Source organism: Acetobacterium sp. K1/6 (assembly GCF_034438075.1).
Classification (GTDB): Bacteria; Bacillota; Clostridia; order Eubacteriales; family Eubacteriaceae; genus Acetobacterium; species Acetobacterium carbinolicum.
The window spans coordinates 108,474-128,224 of the sequence record NZ_JAXQGA010000006.1; the positions used below are offsets into that span (position 1 = coordinate 108,474).

21 protein-coding genes are annotated in these 19,751 nt (G+C 42.0%); all 21 read left to right on the forward strand.

Annotated elements, in window-relative coordinates; all coding sequences use genetic code 11:
* Positions 1–4: 4 nt before the first annotated feature.
* The 21 genes from U2P91_RS07190 to trpS all read left to right on the forward strand — a co-directional run bounded on the left by U2P91_RS07190 (position 5) and on the right by trpS (position 19,583).
* Positions 5–1,015: a cob(I)yrinic acid a,c-diamide adenosyltransferase gene (locus U2P91_RS07190; protein ID WP_111887716.1), complete on the forward strand. Its 1,011-nt coding sequence runs from the start codon at positions 5–7 to the stop codon at positions 1,013–1,015.
* 28 nt (positions 1,016–1,043) lie between these two features.
* Entirely contained in the window at positions 1,044–1,454 is a 411-nt protein-coding gene (locus tag U2P91_RS07195) for a GlcG/HbpS family heme-binding protein (RefSeq protein ID WP_111887715.1), read from the forward strand.
* Positions 1,455–1,488: 34 nt separating this feature from the next.
* A complete protein-coding gene (locus U2P91_RS07200) occupies positions 1,489–2,898 on the forward strand; it encodes an aldehyde dehydrogenase family protein (RefSeq protein ID WP_111887714.1) in 1,410 nt (469 codons plus the stop codon).
* Positions 2,899–2,912: 14 nt separating this feature from the next.
* Complete coding sequence (locus U2P91_RS07205; protein ID WP_322519319.1) at positions 2,913–4,238, forward strand: 4Fe-4S dicluster domain-containing protein; 1,326 nt, start codon at positions 2,913–2,915, stop codon at positions 4,236–4,238.
* Positions 4,239–4,261: 23 nt separating this feature from the next.
* Positions 4,262–5,218, forward strand: coding sequence for a hypothetical protein (locus U2P91_RS07210; protein ID WP_111887712.1), 957 nt, complete (start codon positions 4,262–4,264; stop codon positions 5,216–5,218).
* 69 nt (positions 5,219–5,287) lie between these two features.
* Positions 5,288–5,836, forward strand: coding sequence for a BMC domain-containing protein (locus tag U2P91_RS07215; RefSeq protein ID WP_026396043.1), 549 nt, complete (start codon positions 5,288–5,290; stop codon positions 5,834–5,836).
* A gap of 144 nt (positions 5,837–5,980) precedes the next feature.
* Positions 5,981–7,162 (forward strand): hypothetical protein, encoded by a 1,182-nt coding sequence (locus U2P91_RS07220; protein WP_322519320.1) that lies wholly within the window; start codon positions 5,981–5,983, stop codon positions 7,160–7,162.
* Between the two features lie 127 nt (positions 7,163–7,289).
* Positions 7,290–9,035 carry a DNA polymerase III subunit gamma/tau gene (gene dnaX / locus U2P91_RS07225; protein WP_322519321.1) on the forward strand — a complete coding sequence of 582 codons (1,746 nt, stop codon included), beginning with the start codon at positions 7,290–7,292 and terminating at the stop codon, positions 9,033–9,035.
* 87 nt (positions 9,036–9,122) lie between these two features.
* The gene (locus U2P91_RS07230) at positions 9,123–9,467 is read left to right on the forward strand and encodes a YbaB/EbfC family nucleoid-associated protein (protein ID WP_111887710.1); all 345 of its coding nucleotides are present in this window, start codon (positions 9,123–9,125) and stop codon (positions 9,465–9,467) included.
* A gap of 7 nt (positions 9,468–9,474) precedes the next feature.
* The gene (gene recR, locus U2P91_RS07235) at positions 9,475–10,074 is read left to right on the forward strand and encodes a recombination mediator RecR (protein WP_111887709.1); all 600 of its coding nucleotides are present in this window, start codon (positions 9,475–9,477) and stop codon (positions 10,072–10,074) included.
* 24 nt (positions 10,075–10,098) lie between these two features.
* Positions 10,099–11,826 carry a phosphoenolpyruvate--protein phosphotransferase gene (ptsP, locus tag U2P91_RS07240; RefSeq protein WP_322519322.1) on the forward strand — a complete coding sequence of 576 codons (1,728 nt, stop codon included), beginning with the start codon at positions 10,099–10,101 and terminating at the stop codon, positions 11,824–11,826.
* 26 nt (positions 11,827–11,852) lie between these two features.
* Positions 11,853–12,116: an HPr family phosphocarrier protein gene (locus tag U2P91_RS07245; protein ID WP_111887707.1), complete on the forward strand. Its 264-nt coding sequence runs from the start codon at positions 11,853–11,855 to the stop codon at positions 12,114–12,116.
* A gap of 97 nt (positions 12,117–12,213) precedes the next feature.
* Positions 12,214–12,588 carry a YtxH domain-containing protein gene (locus U2P91_RS07250; RefSeq protein ID WP_111887706.1) on the forward strand — a complete coding sequence of 125 codons (375 nt, stop codon included), beginning with the start codon at positions 12,214–12,216 and terminating at the stop codon, positions 12,586–12,588.
* Positions 12,589–12,604: 16 nt separating this feature from the next.
* A complete protein-coding gene (locus U2P91_RS07255; RefSeq protein WP_322519323.1) occupies positions 12,605–12,961 on the forward strand; it encodes a DUF948 domain-containing protein in 357 nt (118 codons plus the stop codon).
* Between the two features lie 158 nt (positions 12,962–13,119).
* Entirely contained in the window at positions 13,120–13,440 is a 321-nt protein-coding gene (locus U2P91_RS07260; protein WP_322519324.1) for an STAS domain-containing protein, read from the forward strand.
* A 23-nt stretch (positions 13,441–13,463) separates the two neighbouring features.
* Positions 13,464–13,877, forward strand: coding sequence for an ATP-binding protein (locus U2P91_RS07265; RefSeq protein ID WP_111887703.1), 414 nt, complete (start codon positions 13,464–13,466; stop codon positions 13,875–13,877).
* Positions 13,867–14,619, forward strand: coding sequence for a SigB/SigF/SigG family RNA polymerase sigma factor (locus tag U2P91_RS07270; RefSeq protein WP_111887702.1), 753 nt, complete (start codon positions 13,867–13,869; stop codon positions 14,617–14,619). Before U2P91_RS07265 ends, U2P91_RS07270 begins: the two co-directional genes overlap by 11 nt.
* 97 nt (positions 14,620–14,716) lie before the next feature.
* On the forward strand, positions 14,717–16,795 hold the full coding sequence (fusA, locus tag U2P91_RS07275) for an elongation factor G (RefSeq protein ID WP_111887701.1): 2,079 nt from the start codon (positions 14,717–14,719) through the stop codon (positions 16,793–16,795).
* 278 nt (positions 16,796–17,073) lie between these two features.
* On the forward strand, positions 17,074–17,667 hold the full coding sequence (locus tag U2P91_RS07280; RefSeq protein ID WP_111887700.1) for a xanthine phosphoribosyltransferase: 594 nt from the start codon (positions 17,074–17,076) through the stop codon (positions 17,665–17,667).
* A 4-nt stretch (positions 17,668–17,671) separates the two neighbouring features.
* Positions 17,672–18,508: a glutamate racemase gene (locus tag U2P91_RS07285; RefSeq protein ID WP_242988632.1), complete on the forward strand. Its 837-nt coding sequence runs from the start codon at positions 17,672–17,674 to the stop codon at positions 18,506–18,508.
* Positions 18,509–18,572: 64 nt separating this feature from the next.
* Entirely contained in the window at positions 18,573–19,583 is a 1,011-nt protein-coding gene (gene trpS / locus U2P91_RS07290; protein ID WP_111887698.1) for a tryptophan--tRNA ligase, read from the forward strand.
* The last annotated feature ends 168 nt before the right edge of the window (positions 19,584–19,751 follow it).

A 19,751-nucleotide genomic window follows, 5' to 3' on the forward strand; every position in this document is an offset into this window, starting at 1 on the left:
AGAGATGCCAAATGTGTATACCCGAGGCGGGGACAAAGGTGAGACCGGTCTTTTTGGATCCAGTCGAACACCGAAGGATAATATCCGTGTCGATGCATATGGAACCATGGACGAAGCAAATTCGACTATTGGTTTAGCCTATTCACTTTGTGAAGATAATGATATCAAAGAAATATTACACTATTTGCAAAAACGAATCTTTGTTTTAGGCGCAGAACTTGCCAGCGATGAAAAAGGCAAGGCGATGCTTGCAGACAGAATTTCTCAGGCCGATGTGGATTACATGGAATGTACAATGGAACAATATCTCGCGATTATTGGTCCCCAAAAAGCATTCATTATCCCTGGCGCCAGTCCCGCATCAGCAGCACTTCACGTTGCTCGAACGGTTGTCCGACGAGGTGAACGATTGATTGTAAAATATAATCGTGAAAATGAAGAAAGTCGTCCGGAATTGGTGAAATTTGTTAATCGGCTTTCAGATACCTTGTTTGTTTTAGCCCGTACCGTCGAGTTTAATGGTTTTGTCAAAGAAATTGTCGATCGGGTAAAAGAAAAACTAAACGCGTTAGAACAGACTGATTTGGATAGCGTGAACAGTGGAGCAAGTAATAAAGATTATTCATTACTCACGTTAGCAAAAAAAATGGCGGCAGCAGCCCGAGTTAAGGCAGAAGAAATCAATGTGCCGATTGTTTTTTCAGTTGTGGACAGCGGTGGTAATCTGGCCTACTTTGAACGCATGGAAGATGCGTTAATGGTTAGCATTGATATTTCAGTGAACAAGGCATATACGGCCAATGCACTGAAAATGTCCACCGATAAGGTTGCCGATGTAGTAAAAGAGAATGGCTCCCTATATGGTCTGCAATGGACAAATAATGGTCGCATGGTTGTTTTTGGCGGGGGTTATCCATTAAAACACAATGGTGAAGTGATTGGCGGAATTGGTGTCAGTGGCGGAAGCGTTGACGAAGATATGATTATTGCCAAGAGTGCTTTGGCTATTTTGTAGAATACTAATTAATCAGGAGGAAGAAAAAATGACGACGACTGGAAAATTATTAGATATGGCAAAAAAAATGGCAGAAGCGGCGGCTGCAAAAGCAATCGAAATTGATGTGCCAATGGTGATTGTAGTTTGTGATGCCAGTGGCAACACGGTTTTATTTAACCGCATGGAAGACTCTTTACTCGCTAGTATGGATATTGCAACGAACAAAGCTTATACAGCCGTTGCGCTTAAAATGGGTACTGATCAAGCAGCCGATCTTGCCAAAGAATCAGGACAACTTTTCGGAATCGCGTCCTGTGATAAAGGTAGAATGGTTGTATTTGGCGGTGGTTTCCCTATTTTTGAAGGGGATAAGATCATCGGAGGTATTGGAGTGAGCGGTGGCAGTGTTGCAGAAGACATGACTGTTGCTCAAGCTGGACTAGACGCATTAAAATAAGACAAAAAATAACACGATCCAGGAGGTACCTTGTATGAATATTGATACAACAGGTATAGAATATATTGTAAAAAAAGTAATGGCTGAAATTGATTGTGCAGTTGATGGTGGTAAGCCTTTAAAAGATGGCGAACTTGGTGTTTTTAATAATATGGAAAATGCCATTGACGCTGCTTTTGAAGCGCAAAAGTCATTTATGAGACAATCGATGGCGTTTCGAAGTAAGTTGATTGCGGCGATGCGAGCTGAAATGCTAAAAAAAGAGAATATGGAAATGATTTGTCAAATGGCGGTTGAGGAAACCGGTATGGGCAACTACGAACATAAGCTTTTAAAACATGAACTGGCCGCAGTTAAAACACCTGGGGTAGAAGATCTTGTTGCAGATGCATTTACCGGAGATGATGGTTTAACCCTGATTGAACAATCACCTTTTGGTGTGATCGGTGCGGTTTCGCCATCAACCAATCCCAGTGAAACGGTTATCTGTAACTCAATTGGCATGCTGGCGGCTGGAAATACGGTTGTATTTGCTCCGCATCCCAGTGCTAAAAAAACCAGCGCTTTAACAGTTAAACTGCTTAACAAAGCAATTTTAGAAGCTGGTGGACCAGAAAATCTGATTGTCACAACAGCTGAACCAACCATTGATAGTGCGAACTTAATGTTTGGCAGTCCCCAAATCACCATGCTTTGTGCAACTGGTGGTCCGGGAGTTGTAAAAACGGTTTTGCAAAGTGGTAAAAAAGCAATTGGTGCCGGAGCGGGAAATCCGCCAGCATTAGTTGATGAAACGGCTGATATTGAAAAAGCTGGAAAAGATATTATTGATGGCTGTTGTTTTGACAACAACTTACCTTGTATCGCTGAGAAGGAAGTGGTTGTTGTTGAACAGGTGGCGGATTATCTGATTTTTAACATGAAAAAAAATGGTGCTTACGAACTGAAAGATGCCAAAAAAATTGCCGAATTAGAAGAACTGGTTATTCCCGGTGGTCGTTTAAGTCGCGATTATGTGGGCAGAAGTGCCAAAGTGATTCTAAAAGGAATTGGGATTGAAGTCGATGATTCGGTTCGGGTAATCATTATGGAAACGGCTAAAGATCATATCTTTGCAGTTGAAGAATTGATGATGCCAATCCTACCAATTGTTCGCGTTAAAAATATTGCCGAAGGAATTGATTTGGCAGTAACCCTTGAGCATGGCAACCGACATACCGCGATTATGCATTCAACAAATATCAATAACTTAACTGAAATGGCAAAAAGAGTGCAAACCACTATTTTTGTTAAAAATGGTCCTTCATACGCTGGTATCGGCGTTGGCGGAGAAGGTTATACAACCTTTACCATTGCCGGCCCTACTGGTGAAGGCCTGACATCTGCTAAGACATTTACTCGTAAAAGAAGATGTGTATTAGTAGGAGGATTTACGATTAAATAATAGAGGTGTTGTTCATGAGCGCAAATTTAGTAGAATTGGTACAAAACGCCGGCATCGTTGGTGCTGGCGGGGCAGGGTTTCCAACCCAGGTCAAATTAAATTGCACCGTTGACACAGTCGTTGTTAACGGCGCAGAATGCGAACCATTATTGCGCGTTGATCAACAACTGATGGCACTGGAGGCTGTTAAAATGTTAACAGCTCTTCAGGCTGTTATGGATCAAACACAAGCAAAGGAAGGCATTATTGGCCTCAAAAAGAAATATACACCTGCTATTGAAGCGATAAACAAAGAATTAATTGCATTTCCGAAGATTAGAATGCACTTGTTGAAAAATTTTTACCCGGCTGGGGATGAACAGGTTCTTGTTTATGAAACAACCGGACGAATTGTTCCTGAAGCCGGAATTCCGTTAAATGTCGGTACATTAGTGATAAATGTGGAGACACTTATAAACATTTATGATATAATGGTAGACAATAAACCGGTTATGGATACATATTTGACATTAACAGGTGAGGTTAAGAACAAACTAACAACAAAGGTACCTTTGGGTATCACCGTTCGTGAAGCTTTGGAATTAGCTGGCGGAACGACCATCGCGGATTTTGTCGTAATTAACGGCGGACCAATGATGGGAAAAATTGTCGATTTAGAGTCAACGATTACAAAAACAACCAAAGGACTGATTGTCTTAGCAAAAGATCATTCGCTGATTATTTCTAAAACAAAGTCCATCAAGGAAACCATGAAAATGGCAGGAATGGCTTGTATGCAATGTAACTATTGTACGGAGCTATGTCCAAGATACGCGTTGGGTCATAACCTGGAACCCCATAAACTGATGCGAATCGCTGCTTATGGTTCAACCTGCGACACGTCCACTCAAGCTACAAACGCTTTTCTATGCTGTGAATGTGGCTTATGTCAATATGCATGCGTAATGGACCTACAACCTTGGAAGTTCAATGCCATGCTCAAGCGAGAATTTGGAAGCAAAGGGATCAAAAATCCTCATCACAATGAACCAACAGCAGCTGTGCCCTTCAGAGAAGGCAAACAGTTTAACGTTTACCGTTTAGTATCACGATTGGGACTGACGAAGTATGATCTTCCGGCCCCGATGGTAAAAACGGAGAAGACGTTTTCGAAAGTCAACCTATTATTGTCACAACATATAGGTGCTCCTGCAGTGGCCGTTGTAAACGTTGGAGATCATGTGGAACGAGGACAACTCATCGGGGATATCCCTGAGGGAAAACTGAGCTCAAAAATTTTTGCTAGTATTAGCGGTAGGATTTCAGCCGCGGATAGTGAGAAAATCACTATCGAGTCCTAAATCATATTTTAAGGGGGATAATTATGGACTTTACAATGTTAATCGCCGCATTTGGCGGTGGCGTATTAGCCACATTTATGGGCGGGATCACAGCCTTTGTTTTCACCGGTTTAACCGTTTTAGCGGCAATCATGGGTGGAGAATTTGGGGCTCCTGCAATTGGTATTATTAGTTTCGGTTCCTGGTTTGGTCCTCATGTTGCCTTCGGTGGTGCTGTAGCAGGTGCTGCGTTTGCAATGACCAGAAATCACATTGAAAATGGTCAAGATATCGTAACACCACTTGTAAAATTTGGTGATCCGATGGTATTGATCGTAGGTGGTATCTTCGGTATGGTTGGTTTCCTGATCCAATACATTGTTGGACCAGTGATTGGACCAGTCGTCTTTGGTGGACTTCTTGGTGAAGGCGCTGCTGGCTGGACTGACACCGTTGCTTTCACTGTTATGCTTTCTGGTATTATTGTTCGTTTAGTATTTGGTAAAACTGGTCTAACGGGAAAAACACCAGCCGGAGAAAAACGCGAATGGATTGCGACCGGAAGCCGTTTAGGTTTTGTACTTACTTATGGCGCTGGTATCGGTATCTTAATTGGTGGTGTTGCTGCTGCCTTAGGAACACTAGGATTAGTTGATGGCGTTGCTGAAGCAGCTTATCTGTTCTCAATGACACCCGTTATTGGTTTTGCAATTGCGGCATTCTCACTGATCTTAATCATGTGTGGTGTTTACTTTGAAGGATGGCATCATATTGTTTTACCTTCAGGTACAACCGCAGTATTAGTGTTCACAGCTACCTTAAATCCTTTTGCTGCAATTATCGGCGGCGCGATTACAGGTATGTTTACAGCTTTCGTAGGCGAATGGGCAGCAAAAACGCTTAACAGTCATTGCGACACCCACATCGACCCTCCAGCCGTAACAATCTTTATAACACAGCTTATCAATACCGTAATTATTGGTGGATTAATCTTAGTTTAATCTTTAGTTGAAGTATTTGGTAAAAATTAAAAAAAATTAAACATTCACAGTATAGAAAGAAGTGGTATTTTGAAAAAAGCAGTTGGTTTTATGGAATTTAAGAGCATTCCAGTTGGTATAGAATCCACTGATGAAATGCTGAAATCCGCAAATGTTGAGCTGCTGATGGCGTCACCTTTATGTCCTGGAAAATACGTCAGTATTATTGCTGGAGATGTGGGAGCCGTCGAAGCATCAATAAAGAATGGGGCACATGTGGGTGGTATCCACATGTTAGAATCTCACGTTATACCGAATATTCACCCCGATGTTCTACCGGCCATGTTAGGCGCCGGTGAAATCGGTGATGTGAAATCGCTAGGTATTGTTGAAACGATTAATGCAATTTCTTCAATTTTGATCGGAGATATTTGTGCGAAAGCATCAAACGTAGAACTCCTTGAAATTCGAATTGCTAGAGGCTTGGGTGGAAAAGGCTTTGTATTAATCACTGGTGAAATTTCTTCTGTTAAGATGGCTATTCAAACAGCACAGACAGAGATGGCTGAATCAAACCTCATTACGAGTTATTCAGTTATCGCTTCACCACATAAGGATATTGCGAAAATCCTGTTTTAGCACAAGAATAAAAACTGAAATGTATAAAAGACAAATGGCTTCGGTCATTTGTCTTTTTATACACTAGATTTCTATTTTTTATAAATGCTCCAAGGCCATTTATAAAAAATAGAACCACACTATGTCATTAAAAAGGAGAGTGTCATGGCTCGAAAAAGTAAACCTAAATCACAATTAATAAAAGAGACTGCGATTCAAAATAATTTGAATACATCGAATTCAAGTGAAGCGGGGAATGAAGAAGTGGGAAAATTGGATGATTTTATAAAAAAAGTTGGCAGAGTGATCACTGGTAAAGAGGAAAGCGCCGAAGATTTGAGTGACAATAATCCCCCGGAAATGAATGAAATAAAAATTGCAGCAGAAGCCAAAGCCAAGGCGGAGGCAGACGCCAAAGCCAAGAAGGAAGCAGAAGCTAAAGCCAAGGCGGAGGCAGAAGCCAAAGCTAAGGCGGAGGCAGAAGCCAAAGCCAAGGCGGCGGCAGACGCCAAAGCTAAGGCGGAGGCAGAAGCCAAAGCCAAGGCGGAGGCAGAAGCCAAAGCTAAGGCAGAGGCAGACGCCGTAGCCAAGAAGGAAGCAGAAGCTAAAGCCAAGGCGGAGGCAGAAGCCAAAGCTAAGAAGGAGGCAGAAGCTAAAGCCAGGGCAGAAGCTAAGGCGGAAGCCGAAGCAAAAGCCAAAAAGGAAGCCGAAGCCAAAGCCAAAAAGGAAGCAGAAGCCAAAGCCAAGGCGGTAGCGGAAGAAAAAGAAAAACAGGAAGCCGAAGAAAAAATTAAGGCAGAATTGGAAGCGGCCGAGGCAAAAGCAAGGGAGCTGGCTAAAAAAGCAGCAGCAGCTAAAGTTGCTGCTGAGGTAAAAGCAAAAGCAGCAGCTGCAAAATCAAAGGATTTACTTGAAAAAGTCCATCAAAAAGCTCAGGATGAAGCAGCGGCACTTAAAAAAGTAGCTGAAGATAAGCGCGTAGCAGAAATAGCTAGAAAAGAACAGGAAGCAAAAAAACGAGCTGAAATTAAAGCGAAAAAAGCGGCCGAAGAAGCAGCGAAATTAAAAGCTGAACAAGACGAGGCAAAAAGAATTGAACGGGCCCGTCAAAAAGCGGTTGAAGATGAAGCTAAAAATAAAATTGAGCAAGAAGAGCGGCTTCGTAAAGAAATTATAAAAAAAGCCAAAGAACTTCAAGAATTGACGGCAAAGGCAGCAGAACGTGCAATTTCAAAAGAACGTAAAGTTCGCGCGGAAATTGCGAAAAAGAAACAGAAAGCTCAAGCACAAAAAGAACAGGCAAAAAAGGCGAAGCGAGAAAAAGATCTGCCATTCCACCTTTTGTAGAAATTAGGGAGTTCCTTTTAAAGGGAACTTCTTTTTTTGTACACTCTGAATGGTTGTATGCTTTGGACTATACAATTAATTCAGATTGTAATATAATAAAATAAAAGTTCAGAATAAAGAGGGAACAATGTCATATTTAGCACTCTATCGGAAATATCGGCCGCAAACCTTTGATGAGATGGTGGGCCAGGATAGTATCACCCGAATACTAAAAAATCAAATTAAATTTAGTCGAATTGGGCACGCCTACCTTTTTTCAGGGATTCGAGGAACGGGAAAAACATCATTGGCAAAGATATTCACTAAAGCCATCAATTGTCCCAATGGGATTGACGGAAATCCATGTAATCAATGTGATGTTTGTCTAAAAATTGATCGACCGGGCGTTATGGATATCATCGAAATTGATGGTGCATCAAACCGCGGAGTCGATGAAATACGTGAAATTCGGGAACGAATAAAGTACCCTCCAACCGTTGGTCGGTATAAAGTTTATATTATTGATGAAGTTCATATGCTCACTAAGGAAGCGTTTAATGCGCTCCTAAAAACGCTCGAAGAGCCTCCGGAACATGCTGTTTTCATACTGGCCACAACAGAACCGAATAAATGTCCGGTGACAATTTTGTCCCGATGTCAGCGTTATGAAATTCGGCCAATTCCCAAAGCGCTGATTATAAAACAGATGAAAAAGATCTGTCAGGATATTCAGGTGACGATGTCGGAAGAAAGCTATGATTTTATTGCAACTCGGGGTGAAAACTCAATGCGCGATTCGCTTAGTTTATTAGATCAGGTCATCGATTTAAAAGACGATGCCGGAGAAGTAGCATTTTCTGATCTGCTGGCATTTACGGGCATGGCTGATAAACAAAGTATTGGTAATTTAGTAAAGCAAATTATTAATCATGACAGCACTGGAGTTTTAATCGGATTAAGAGGGCTAATCAGCAATGGAAAAGATAATATTTTACTAATGGATCAGCTAATTGAATTTTTGCGGGGGATTTTGATAACGAAAACCGCAAAAGAGACGGCTAAGGAAATTCTACTCTGTACAACTGAGGATTTTGCAGCCTATCAAGAATTTAGTGAACAGCTGAGCTTTAATCAATTATATCAAATGATCAGCCAACTGATTGACGAGAAAAATAAACTAAAATACAGCAGCCTTCAGGGAATTATTGTGGAGATGGCTCTGTTAAAACTATGTTTGGAAGAACAAAAATTGACCCCAAAAGCAGAAATGGTCGCGCAAAAAATAGAGCGCCAGCTATTGCCGCCAATTGCACCTCAAAGCAGACCGGTCACTAAAGCGTCGTTACCTGAAAAAAAGCCGGAAGCAGAACAGCTGCCATCAAAAAGCAGCCTACCTGAGACTGAGTATGATGATCAGGAAGAGGATCGATTTGCTCCCGGTGTAGCTAATTTTGAAGCGGTTCCTGAACATATTGATAAGGAAGGCTTGTCCGGACAAGAAGAAACAGTTTCTCAACCTAAGCCAGATAATAAGAACACGACTGGCGGGAATCGTCATGATGAGATGCGTTTTTTTAAAATTCTCTGTGAGGAAATAGGAAAAACGAACTCCGGGCAGGCGATGTTTTTAAAACGTGGCGAACCGGCTCTGAAAGATGAAGGACATCTAGTGATTATTTATTCGGTGGAGAATAAAAATTTTTATCAGTTTGTTAATAAACCGGAGCTGATTAAAGGTTTTGAAGCAGTGCTGCTTCAAAAAACAGGAAAATCCATTATGGTTTCAATCCAGTTGGAAGAAGAAAATTTTAATCAGCTCGATCTACTTGAAAAAACCCTGCGAATCGTTAACAATGAAGCTGTAAAAATAATCAAAACCGAGGATGAACAATAAAATTAGGTTAAAAAGATAGTGATATCCATGGACTATTAGTGTTATAATAATGAAGTTATTAAGAATAGAGAACTATAGGAGGATAGAATGGCAAAAAGAAAAATGCCGGCCGGAATGGGCGGCGGTAATATGAATAACATGATGAAACAAGTGCAGAAAATGCAACAAGATATGGCAAAATTACAAGAAGAACTGGAAGAACGCGAAGTTGAGGCGACAGCCGGTGGTGGTGCGGTTAAAGTTGTAGCGACTGGTAAAAAAAATATTTTATCGATTAAGATTGATCCTGAAGTAATTGACGAAGACGATATTGAAATGCTTGAAGACCTGGTGTTGGCAGCGGTTAATGAAGCCATTGTTAAAGCAGAGGAGATGGTAAATAGCGAAATGGGAAAAATTACCGGTGGCATGAATATTCCGGGTTTAATGTAGGCGATCGATGGGATACTACCCGAAAACCCTTGAGCGGTTAGTTCAGGAGTTGGGAAAACTACCCGGCATCGGAGAAAAATCGGCCCAACGGTTAGCGTTTCACATAATCAATCTCTCAGATGAAGAAATATCAAGCCTATCTGAGGCCTTAGTTTTGGCGAAAACAAAAATCGTATTATGTCAGAAATGTTTTACCATCACGGATAAAGAGATCTGTGATATTTGTGAGAACCCAAAGCGGGATCAGCAAACCATCTGTGTGGTTCAAAATAGTCGTGATATTTTTGCCATTGAGAAAACGCGGGAATACCATGGCCTGTACCATGTTTTGCACGGCGCCATTTCACCACTGGACGGCATTGGACCTGCGGACATCAAAGCCCGGGAACTCTTACTGCGCATTGGTGAAAGCGATATAAAAGAGGTTATCATGGCAACCAATGCGACGGTCGAAGGCGAGGCAACTGCTATGTATCTCGGAAACCTGATTAGTCCTCTCGGGGTGAAGGTTACCCGTTTGGCTAAGGGCATCCCCATTGGTGCTGACCTTGAATATACAGATGAAATAACATTAATTAAAGCCTTTGAAGGAAGAAATGAGATCTAAACCTTTAAGAAAAGGAGAATGAAGATGTTTGTTAAAGAAGGAATTATTGCATCGCCTGGTATTGTTATTGCCAAGGCACTCGTTTATGAAAAAATTCAGGTGGAAGTTAACAAAAGTAAAATTGAAGACGCCGAGGCTGAAATTGTCAAATTCCAGAATGCGCTAAAGAAAAGTCATGAGCAATTAGAAACCATTCGAGCAAAAGCCGTCAGTGAACTTGGTGCAGAAGAAGGTGCAATTTTTGAAGCCCATGCGATGGTTTTGGATGACCCGGAATTTGTAGAAGGGGTTGAATTAGAAATCAATGACAATCACCTGAGTGCGGATCATGCGGTTAAAATCGTCACGGACCGGTTCTATGAAATATTTGATCAGATGGATGACCCTTATTTCAGTGCCCGGGCTGCTGATATTAAAGATGTAGGGACCCGGGTTCTCCATAATATTCTGGGAATTGTCCAGGCAGATTTGTCCCAACTCGATGACGATGTCATTATCATTGCCGATGATCTGACACCTTCGGATACGGCACAAATGGATAAGAAACGGGTGATGGGTTTTGCGACTAACATCGGTAGCCGAACATCTCACACCGCTATTATGGCCCGTAGTCTCGAAATTCCCGCGGTACTTGGTTTAGGTGACATCACTGAGACCGTTAAAAGCGGGGATTTAATGGTGGTAGATGGTTTGACGGGTAAGGTATGCGTTAATCCAACTAAAGAACAACTAAAATCATATGAAAACGAGAAACTGAAATACCAGAATTATCTAAAAGAATTGGAAGAACTAAAAGACCTGGACGCGGTCACCTTAGACGGTAGAAAAGTTGAACTGGTTGGGAATATTGGTGAACCCAATGACGTGGCTGGCGTTCTGAAGAATGGTGGAGTCGGGGTTGGACTCTATCGAACTGAGTTTTTATACATGAACAGCGAAGTAATGCCCAGTGAAGAAAAACAGTTTGCAGCTTACCGGTCCGTTTTAGAAGCGTTTCCTGATGGGCCGGTAATTATTCGGACGCTGGATATTGGTGGTGACAAAAAATTGCCGTATTTACCAATGGATGAAGAATTAAATCCCTTTTTAGGCTTGCGGGCAATCCGGCTATGTTTCAAAGAAATTGGATTATTCAAAATCCAGCTCCGGGCCATTTTGCGCGCCAGCGTTTATGGACATGCCCATATCATGTTTCCGATGATTTCATCCATTACCGAGGTAAGACAGGCAAAAACGATCCTTTTAGATTGTATGAAAGAGCTCGATGAGGAGCAGCTACCCTATGATAAGGCGGTCAAGGTAGGTGTAATGATTGAAATTCCATCGGCTGCCATTGCCGCCGATATTATTTCAAAAGAGGTCGATTTCTTCAGCATTGGCACCAATGATCTCTGCCAGTATACGCTGGCGGTAGACAGAATGAATCAGGACGTGTCCTATCTGTACGATCCGTTTAATCCGGCTATTCTGCGTCTGATTAAACAGGTTACGGCAACATCAAAAGATAACTTTTTCACCGGCATGTGTGGTGAAATGGCCGGCGATCCGTTAGCGGCGATCCTGCTTTTGGGACTGGGCCTTTATGAATTTAGTATGAGTGCACTGTCAATTCCTCAGATAAAAAAAATCATTCGCAGCGTTCGTTATGAAGATGCAAAAAAAATTGCACAAGCTGCACTTGATATGGAAACCGGTGAGGAAATAATGGATTTTGTTAAAGACTCAATGAAAAAATTGAACTTAAATATTTAAAAAAAGAATCATTAGGAGGAATTACAATGGTAAAAAAAGAAGTGACTGTATTAAATGCAACAGGTTTGCATGCCCGCCCAGCGTCGATGTTTGTTCAAACAGCGGGTAAATTTAAATCAAAGATATTCGTAATTAAAGAGGGAAACTCAATAAATGCCAAAAGTATCATGGGTATTATGGCAGGCGGGATTTCTCAGGGGACAACGGTCGAAATTCAGGCCGAAGGTGATGATGAAGCCGAAGCAGTGGATGCCTTGGTACAATTAATCAACGATAAGTTTGGCGAGTAAGTTTCTTTGAATTAAAAAATAAAATAAAAAACTGTTAATTAAGGGTGTTTTGAGGTAAAATGTAGTAAATATCACAATGAAAGTGGAGGAATTTAAAATGAGCAGTAACAAATTATATTTTGTTGGTGGGCTTTTTCTAGGAACCATCATCGGCGGAACCTTGGGTGTATTATTAGCACCAGCAGCAGGCGATGAAACGCGAAAAAAATTGGCTGATGGTACTGAAGAAGTCCTGGGAAATGCCTATGATCAAGCCGTGGAATATGGTGAAAATCTCAAAGAACAATTCCAGGACATGCAAGAACAATTTACAGAACGCGTTAATGAATACAAAAACCAGATCGAAAGCAAAATTCAGGAAATTCAGGACGAAGTTGAACAGGATATTGCTGATTTAAGCGACGAGCTGGAAGCCCTTGAAAAAGAAGAAGCTGAATTGTCAGAAGAAGTTGCTGATAAAGAAGAAGCGTAAGGGTTGGACATTATAAATGATAACGTTAAATTTTAGCTTGTGGGAATTAGCTCTGTTATTAGTCGGAGTTGCCTTTGTGGTCGGAACGGTATATTTAGTCAAACTTTTTAAAAGTCTGGCAGCAACCTTTGACACAACCACCAAGCTGATGGAAGATAATCGTCTGGCGCTTCGTAGTATTATGGAAAATGCCGATGAAATAAGTAAATCCACAGCGCACGTGGTAGAGAAGTCCAGTGTGATGGTGGATGAGGTTGAAGTTGCGCTAAATACCATTAAACATGATGTCATTGATCCGGTGGTAAAGGCCGCATCGGTATTAAAAAGAGGCTTGGGAATTTTTCAAACCAGAAATAGAAAAGATAAGGTATAGGCCGTGGATTACAACCCTAGGCCCAATGACGGTAAGTGCCTCATTGGGTCTAGTTTTGGATTCATCAGAAGGCCGGCAATTGGCGACCGCCTCTAATAAAGCGGCGGACAAAAAAAGAGCTTTCTTTTCGAACAGATTAATTGTGAAATGGAGTTTATATGAATAGCAATAACATAACACAAATGGGAAAAACAAGTATGGTCAGTATTAAAGGCGAAATCGACATTTATTCCATCGAGAAATTTAGAGAATCAATTGAAAGAGAAATTAAAACAAAGGCAACCGAAATTATTCTGGATTGTTCCGAGTTGTCCTATATGGACAGTACCGGCATGGGCGTTTTAATCGAACTGAGAAACAAGTCCAAAGAAATGGGACAACGGATTATTATGATGAACCCGCGACCCAATATTAAAAAGTTATTATCCCTTACAGGGGTTGATAAAATAATTGAAATTGTGGACAATCCTGCTAACTAAGCAAATTGAGAAGGGGAAAAAGAATGGATAGTATAAAACTGACACTGCCAACCAAACCCGAATATGTCAGCTTGGCACGTCTTACAATTGCATCAGTGGCAAACACGATGGGCTTTTCCATTGGCGATGTGGAAGATCTGAAAGTTGCAGTGTCTGAGGCCTGTACTAATGCACTAACCCACAGCAATAATCCAGACCCAAGCTATGACTTGACCTATGTTGTGGAGCATCAGAAGTTGGTCTTTACGGTAACCGATCGAGGTGTTGGATTTGAACCAGAAACTGTGGAAATGCCAGATCTTAATGGCAAACAATTGGGCGGCTTTGGTTTATTTATCATCAAATCACTAATGGATAGGGTGGAAATTATTAGTGAGCGAGGGTCAGGAACTTCAATTACCATGATTAAGAACCTATCGACGGCCCATGAAGTATGAGCGAAAAATCAGTAAAGAAGATGTCAAAAAGTTATTTATCGAGTACGAACAAACAAAAGACCGTGAATTAAGAGACTTGCTTATAGAAAATTATCTCTACATCCCTAAAATTCTTTCCCGCAAATATGGGCATCGAAATGGTGATAATGAAGATATTTTTCAGGTTGCCTGTCTCGGTTTAATGTACGCGGTGGAGCGGTTTGATGTCAGCAGAGGTTATGAATTTGATACCTTTGCCACGCCGACGATTATTGGTGAAATAAAGCGTTATTATCGGGATCGGGAATGGCTGATTCGAATTCCAAGGAAGGTTCAGGATCTTAATCGGGAGATTAATCAAACTCGGACAACCCTGGAGCATAAGTTGATGCGTTCACCAACCATTTCTGAAATTGCTGTTTATCTGGAGATCACTGAGGAAAGCATTATCAAAGCGATGGAAAGTAGTAATGCCTATTATCCTAAATCACTATCGATGGAATACGAAAGCAACCAGGATGGGCAGGAGGTCAGCTTGATGGATCTTTTGGGAAACAGGGATAGCAACATGGAAAATGTGGAAAATATTGATCTTCTAAAGCAGAAGATTGAAGCGCTTAATCCGGTTGAACGGATTATAGTAGAACAGCGTTTTTTCCGGGGCAAAACACAAAAAGAAGTGGCAGAATTCATTAATAAGTCTCAGATGACCGTATCGCGAATTGAAAAAAAAGTGATGAAAAAGATAAAAGAGGATCTATGAGCAAATTTTTGTAGATTATTTTTCTAAAATATTATAAAATAGCCCTATACCAAAAAAACAATTAAATCATTGGCAAAATAAGCGAGGGGGAAACAGCATGAAAACGTATCCAACAAAGAACATCCGTAACATTCTTATACTAGGTCACGGTGGGAGCGGAAAGACAACCTTGACTGAAGCATTGGCATTTAATGCAGGTGCCGTTGATCGTATGGGAAAAATTGACGAGGGAAACACCCTATCGGACTTTGATCCAGAAGAAAAGAGACGAAAGTTTTCAATTTCTTCATCGATTATTCCTTTAGAATTTGGTGGACATAAGATCAATCTTATTGATGTGCCAGGTTATTTTGATTTTATTGGGGACGCCTATGCAGCACTTCGGGTAGCTGATGCCGTAATTATCGTCGTGGATGCATTGTCAGGTGTTCAGGTAGGAACTGAAAAAGCCATTGAGCTATTAGAAAAAGCAAATGTACCAGCATTTATTGTTGTTAATAAAATGGATCGCGAAAATGCGACCTTTGCAAAGGTCATGGACGAATTAAAAGAAACCTTTGGCAATAAGATTGTGCCCTTTGAATTACCAATGGGTGAAGGCGAAGCCATGAATGGTGTTGTTAATATTGTTGACATGACCGGTAGCCAGAGAAAAGAGAATCGCTGTTTTGACGTGGTCATCACAGACGAAATGAAAGCAGAATTAGAACCTTATCGGGATATGATTATGGAATCAGTGGCTCAGACGAGCGAAGCACTGATGGATAAATATTTTGAAGGCGAAGAATTAACCCGGGATGAAATTCATAGTGGTATTCGCAAAGGGGTTATCGATGGTGAGTTGATGCCGGTGTTATGTACCTCAGCAACCCTGAATATCGGGGTTGAAACCCTGGAAAATATGCTCATCGAGTATCTTCCATCACCGGGCGAAGGAAAATTTGAAGTGGGCAAGGACCCCCGGAATAAAAAAGAAATTGAACGGAAATGCAGTAACAATGAACCCTTTTCAGCACTGGTATTCAAAACCATTGCGGACCCATACGTTGGCAAATTGTCAATTTTTAAGGTAATGTCAGGGATTCTCGACCATTCCGTAGAAATATATAATGCTACCCAGGAAATAAAAGAAAAAGCCAATCATATTTACGTACTCAGAGGAAACAAGCAGATTGAGGTTGAGAAACTCGAAGCTGGGGATATCGGCGCCTTTTCTAAATTAAGTGATACGGTTACTGGGGATACCTTAACCAGTGTCAAATCACCGATTGTTTATGATAAAATTGAATTGCCCAAACCAATTATCGCCATGGCCATTGAGCCCAAAACCAAGGCCGATATTGATAAACTGGCCACCGGACTCCATCGACTGGTGGAAGAAGATCCAACGATGACGGTGAGCCGTAATAAAGAAACCAAACAAACGCTGGTCTCTGGTTTGGGAGAAATGCATCTGGAAATTATTTCTCAAAAACTAAAACAGAAGTTTGGCGTTGATGTTAATCTGGTTGATATGAAGGTTCCCTACCGGGAAACCATTAAGAAAAAAGCAACCGCTGAAGGAAAACACAAAAAACAATCCGGTGGCAGCGGCCAGTTTGGTCATGTCTGGATTGATTTTGAGCCAGGAAGCGACCCCAATGCTCCATTCCAGTTTGTTGACAAGGTTGTTGGTGGAGCCGTTCCCAGAAACTTCATCCCAGCCGTTGAAAAGGGTCTGGAATTATGTATGATTGAAGGTGTACTGGCCGGCTATCCGGTCACCGGCGTTAAGGCAACACTCTATGATGGTTCCTACCACGCGGTTGACTCTGATGAGATGTCCTTTAAAATGGCAGCCACAGCAGCTTACCGAAAAGGTATGAAGGACGCGGCACCGGTTATTCTAGAACCCATTTATCATGTTGATATTACCGTACCGGAAGAGTACATGGGCGATATCATGGGTGATTTAAACAAAAAGCGCGGTCGAATTATGGGAATGGATTCAGCTTCAGGTGGAAAACAACGGATTATGGCTGAGGCCCCGCTGGCAGAAATGTTTAAGTATGCCACCGAGCTACGCTCTATGACCCAAGCCAGAGGCGAATTCTCGATGGAGTTTGTCCGCTATGAAGAAGCACCAATGATCATTTCCGAAAAAGTGATTGTCGCAGCTCAAAAAGAAAAAGAATAATCAAAGTGAATTAGTAGGTAACCTTGCAGGAAAAAAATCCTGAGAGGTTGCGAAAAAACGTCCGTAGACCAATTGTTAATCAGTTGTGTGTCGCAAATCGTATCGACTAGCACCGTGTTCGCTTTGATGCACACAATACGCGATAACAATTGTCGGTACTACTTTATCTATTTGCTTTAAAGAGAAACGCGCGGGAAGAAATTCCCGCGCGTTTTGCGTGTGTTCAAATTTATAAGAGTATGTTATAATAGTTCGATTAGGATACGAAGGAGCAGTCAATGGAATTATTAGAACAAAAAATTAGACAAGAAGGTCGTGTCAAAGGCCAGGGAATCCTTAAGGTGGATTCATTTTTAAATCACCAGTTGGATGTAGCGTTATTTGATGAAATGGGAAAGGCTTTTGCCAAACGCTTTGCCGGAGAGGGAGTCAACAAAATCCTGACCATCGAGACATCGGGGATTGCCATTGCAACTTGCACGGCCAGATATTTTGACTATTGTCCGGTGGTTTTTGGAAAAAAATATGTGTCACTCAATTTAGATCAGGAAATTTATTCCAGTGATGTATACTCCTATACCAAACAGCAGGCCTATAAAATTATGGTCTCAAAAAAGTATTTAAGGCCGACCGATCGTATTTTAATTATCGACGATTTTTTGGCCAATGGCAAGGCGGCAGAAGCCTTAATTGATTTGATCAATCAAGCCGGTGCTACCTTAGTTGGGGTGGGCATTGCTATCGAAAAAGGATTTCAGGATGGCGGGGCATTGATTCGTCAGCAGGGAATTGTTCTGGAGTCATTGGCAATCATTGATGGTATGAGTGAGGACGAAGGAATCGTATTTCGTGATCAATCGGGAAAGAAGTGAAAGAATGGACAACAATGGACCGATTGGGGTTGTTGATTCGGGCATTGGTGGTTTTACAGTATTAAAAGCACTTCAAGACCGACTGCCCAATGAAAATTATCTCTATTTTGGCGATTCAATGCGAATGCCTTATGGTGAGCGGGAAAATGATGAATTAATCATGCTGGCCAATACCATTATCAGTGAGTTGGAAAATAGAGGGGTTAAAGCTGTGGTTTTAGCCTGTAATACGCTTTCTTCTCTGATTGTCGAACTGAGCGCCCGAGTGCCTTTATTCAGTGTCATTGAGGCTGGCGTCCAGGAAACCCTGAACTGGCGGGACCGGGGTTTGGTAGGACTGATTGCCACCACGGCAACGGTTAAAAACCGGGGCTATGAAAAGGAACTGGAGTTGTGGACGCGCGATGTGGAGTACATTGCCCAGGGAACGCATACCTTAGCCAAGGTCATTAACGATGGCCAGGGAGATCTGAAAATATTAAAAAACAATATCCGGGAAGCCGTGGAACCAATTTTACTTAAGGGCATCAAACAAGGAATCGTCATTGAAGAACTGTTGCTGGGGTGCACCCATTTTCCGATTGTGGCGGTGACCATCCGGCAGATGTATCCGGAGCTGGAACTAATTAATCCAGCCAATGGTCTGGTTCGCCAGCTTACCAAGCACCTGACTGAGTTTAACTATTTCAACTCCCGGGACGACATTGGCAGCACCCAAATTCTCACCACTGCCGATTATGATATTTTTGTGCGGATGATTAAAGAGTTGGAGATCGATTGTGATTCTCTGGAAATGACAGAACTACACTTACCATCAACCAGCACATCAGTAAGTTTTTAAAACGCTAACCTGGCGGTTTTTTCTTTTATTAACGAAAGAACAGCCATTAAATAAGGAGTAAAACATGACAATAGAAGCACCCGTAAAAAAAATTGTATACAGTGGCATCCAACCATCGGGGACCTTTACCATCGGAAATTATTTTGGTGCCATGAAAAACTGGGTAACGATGCAGGAAGATTATCGTAGTCTTTTTTGTGTGGTGGATCTTCACGCCATCACCATGCCCCAAAACCCGGCCGATTTGCGCAGGCGGACCTACGAATCGATTGCGCTGCTGTTAGCCCTGGGTATTGATCCTGAAAAATCGATTCTTTATGTGCAGTCGATGGTGCCGGAGCATTCAGAATTGGCCTGGATTTTAAATTGTTCAACCTATATGGGCGAACTCAGCCGGATGACCCAGTTTAAAGATAAATCCCAAAAACAGGGGGAAAACATCCGGGTCGGTCTTTTTGACTATCCGGTGTTGATGGCTGCGGATATTCTTCTTTATCAAACCGATTTAGTCCCGGTCGGCAATGATCAGCGCCAACATGTCGAACTGGCCCGGGATATTGCCATACGTTTTAATCAGAATTTTGGCAATGTGTTTAAGGTGCCGGAAGCTTATTTTGGCGATTCTGGGGCGCGTATTATGAGTCTTCAGGAGCCGGGACGAAAGATGTCCAAATCAGATGAAAACAGCAATGCGTTTATCTCATTGCTGGATGACTCTAAAACGATTGTGAAAAAGTTTAAACGAGCAGTCACCGATTCGGATATGGCTGTTTATCATAATCGCGAAGAAAAACCCGGTGTTTCTAATTTAATGGAAATCTATTCTTGTGCCACCGGAAAAAACCTAGAAGAGATCACCCGTGAATTTGACGGCAAGGGTTATGGCGATTTCAAGCTGGCTGTCGGCGAAACCGTTGCCGATACCTTGCTGCCGGTTCAAAATGAGTATCATCGGCTACTGGGGGAAAAGGCGTATCTGGAGCAGATCATGCATGTTCACGCCGAAAAGGCGTCCCAGATTGCCTGGAGAACCCTGTCAAAGGTGCGTAAAAAAGTTGGCTTTGTGACCGTATAATAAGGGTTTGGCGTGATGTTGCCGTACCGACCAATTGTTAATCTGTTGTTTGCTGCACCATGCGAAATCCGCTACGCTCCTTTCGCATTGGTCGCGGGCAGTCGCCAACTACAAGCAAGCTTGTGATTGGCTCCTTGCCTTCGCGCAGAATCGGACAGGCTCTGCCGT

What these genes read in the sequence shown, in the direction of transcription:
- ptsP (WP_322519322.1), top strand. Translation starts at nt 10,099, where the DNA reads ATGTTTGTTAAAGAAGGAATTATTGCATCGCCTGGTATTGTTATTGCC.
- U2P91_RS07270 (WP_111887702.1), top strand. Translation starts at nt 13,867, where the DNA reads ATGAAGTATGAGCGAAAAATCAGTAAAGAAGATGTCAAAAAGTTATTT.
- U2P91_RS07260 (WP_322519324.1), top strand. Translation starts at nt 13,120, where the DNA reads ATGAATAGCAATAACATAACACAAATGGGAAAAACAAGTATGGTCAGT.
- dnaX (WP_322519321.1), top strand. Translation starts at nt 7,290, where the DNA reads ATGTCATATTTAGCACTCTATCGGAAATATCGGCCGCAAACCTTTGAT.
- U2P91_RS07285 (WP_242988632.1), top strand. Translation starts at nt 17,672, where the DNA reads ATGGACAACAATGGACCGATTGGGGTTGTTGATTCGGGCATTGGTGGT.
- U2P91_RS07205 (WP_322519319.1), top strand. Translation starts at nt 2,913, where the DNA reads ATGAGCGCAAATTTAGTAGAATTGGTACAAAACGCCGGCATCGTTGGT.
- U2P91_RS07280 (WP_111887700.1), top strand. Translation starts at nt 17,074, where the DNA reads ATGGAATTATTAGAACAAAAAATTAGACAAGAAGGTCGTGTCAAAGGC.
- trpS (WP_111887698.1), top strand. Translation starts at nt 18,573, where the DNA reads ATGACAATAGAAGCACCCGTAAAAAAAATTGTATACAGTGGCATCCAA.
- U2P91_RS07210 (WP_111887712.1), top strand. Translation starts at nt 4,262, where the DNA reads ATGGACTTTACAATGTTAATCGCCGCATTTGGCGGTGGCGTATTAGCC.
- U2P91_RS07245 (WP_111887707.1), top strand. Translation starts at nt 11,853, where the DNA reads ATGGTAAAAAAAGAAGTGACTGTATTAAATGCAACAGGTTTGCATGCC.
- U2P91_RS07255 (WP_322519323.1), top strand. Translation starts at nt 12,605, where the DNA reads ATGATAACGTTAAATTTTAGCTTGTGGGAATTAGCTCTGTTATTAGTC.
- U2P91_RS07265 (WP_111887703.1), top strand. Translation starts at nt 13,464, where the DNA reads ATGGATAGTATAAAACTGACACTGCCAACCAAACCCGAATATGTCAGC.
- fusA (WP_111887701.1), top strand. Translation starts at nt 14,717, where the DNA reads ATGAAAACGTATCCAACAAAGAACATCCGTAACATTCTTATACTAGGT.
- U2P91_RS07190 (WP_111887716.1), top strand. Translation starts at nt 5, where the DNA reads ATGCCAAATGTGTATACCCGAGGCGGGGACAAAGGTGAGACCGGTCTT.
- recR (WP_111887709.1), top strand. Translation starts at nt 9,475, where the DNA reads ATGGGATACTACCCGAAAACCCTTGAGCGGTTAGTTCAGGAGTTGGGA.
- U2P91_RS07230 (WP_111887710.1), top strand. Translation starts at nt 9,123, where the DNA reads ATGGCAAAAAGAAAAATGCCGGCCGGAATGGGCGGCGGTAATATGAAT.
- U2P91_RS07195 (WP_111887715.1), top strand. Translation starts at nt 1,044, where the DNA reads ATGACGACGACTGGAAAATTATTAGATATGGCAAAAAAAATGGCAGAA.
- U2P91_RS07220 (WP_322519320.1), top strand. Translation starts at nt 5,981, where the DNA reads ATGGCTCGAAAAAGTAAACCTAAATCACAATTAATAAAAGAGACTGCG.
- U2P91_RS07250 (WP_111887706.1), top strand. Translation starts at nt 12,214, where the DNA reads ATGAGCAGTAACAAATTATATTTTGTTGGTGGGCTTTTTCTAGGAACC.
- U2P91_RS07200 (WP_111887714.1), top strand. Translation starts at nt 1,489, where the DNA reads ATGAATATTGATACAACAGGTATAGAATATATTGTAAAAAAAGTAATG.